Below are 1,408 nucleotides of genomic sequence, written 5' to 3' on the forward strand. Positions count from 1 at the left end.
TCAAGCCATATTTGTCTCCTGATGTACCTTTTATTCGGGCCAAGGTTAATGTGCCGATGAGCACGGACTAATTGTGGCTCTGTCAAGAACCCTGCAAAGCCCCCAGTGTGGTGGGCAGGGCCGTGCAGTACCCCGGTCACCGCAACCCGAGAGCCTTGACAGGTTTCTGGGTACAGATCCACTTACCCGCCGACCTGGCGGGCATGGCCGTGGGCCTGCAACAGGCGATATTCGAAAACATGCATTTATCCGGGCAGGATCGCCAGGTCGCGAACAATCATGTCGACCACCAGTTCCTCCAGGGCAATTGGGTCGACCCGAATCAGCTCGGCACATTAACCAGTACCGCTGGCGGTCAATATCGCCTGGCAGATTTTGCCCCATACCGGCGCTGAGCAATATCGCCTGCGGCAGATCTGGATCAATATCTAAACTACTGAATCCATCTCAAAAAATCACTGCAGCAAAATCGGTATTGCTACAACTCCAGAAACCACCTACAACATGTAGTAACTTATTCCTACAACAACATCAGAAATTTACTTTCGCTAACAAAACCGCCCCATATTCGACAGACCCTTCTGTATCTTTCGTATGAACTTTCCGAGAGAATCCCGCCCTCTTGCATGAGGCAGATTCGCTCTTTAGGCTGCTCCGGTCGTTGAATATCAGCGATCGGGTTTAGCAGCCTCTTTTTGCTTTCTTCTATGCGTGCAAACGTCTTAATGGCGGCTTTGCGTGGGGCACTTTCGAGTGCGCCGGGTATTGGAAGGAGCACCGGTCTGCTAACCCGCGTCAAAGTCGCCACCCTCGTGTTTGTTTAGCAGCCAGCATTTGGTGGCCTTACCTGCAAGGCTCTTTCTAATGAATATTCCTACGTCCGAAACATCCCCATTTTCACTCGAAAAATCCCTGCTGCATTCCTCCGACCGGCTGCGCTATCTGGCTGCTATCGCCTATGAAACCGGCGAAAGCCTCAGCGGTTCGCAACGCGACCTGGTGTTCTCGATGCTGTATCTGATCGAGCAACTCAAAAGCGAGGTGGATGGTTCACTGGCTCATGTCGAGTGCTGCTGACTACGATAAGCCTGCCGCAGCGTCTCTGACACGGCGCTGTCGTAGGAACAAACAACGTAAAACCCATTGAATCACCGTAACGTTGTGGGAGCGAATTCATTCGCGAAGGCGGTATCTCAGCCCCTACAAATGCGTCGGATGTACTGGCCCCTTTGCGAATGAATTGGCTCTGTCTGCGTTAGGTGTTGCGGCCAGCGATTTACCTGGCCGATTCAGGCAGTTGCATCGCCATCGGTTCTAATGAGGTGTAGATGTTGTGGGAGCGGATTCATCCGCGAAGGGGCCAGTACATCCAACACATTGGCGGCGTCCGGAATAAAGCTTTCGCGAA

At 52.6% G+C, this 1,408-nt stretch carries 2 protein-coding genes; both read left to right on the plus strand.

The window, feature by feature from the left end; translation table 11 throughout:
- The first annotated feature begins 122 nt into the window (after nt 1–122).
- Nucleotides 123–395: a hypothetical protein gene (locus ACCD02_RS32525; RefSeq protein WP_413310700.1), complete on the plus strand. Its 273-nt coding sequence runs from the start codon at nt 123–125 to the stop codon at nt 393–395.
- A 469-nt stretch (nt 396–864) separates the two neighbouring features.
- Nucleotides 865–1,077 (plus strand): DUF3077 domain-containing protein, encoded by a 213-nt coding sequence (locus ACCD02_RS32530; protein ID WP_413310702.1) that lies wholly within the window; start codon nt 865–867, stop codon nt 1,075–1,077.
- Nucleotides 1,078–1,408: the final 331 nt, after the last annotated feature.

It is taken from the genome of Pseudomonas sp. Pseusp88 (assembly GCF_047303955.1).
Lineage (GTDB): Bacteria > Pseudomonadota > Gammaproteobacteria > Pseudomonadales > Pseudomonadaceae > Aquipseudomonas.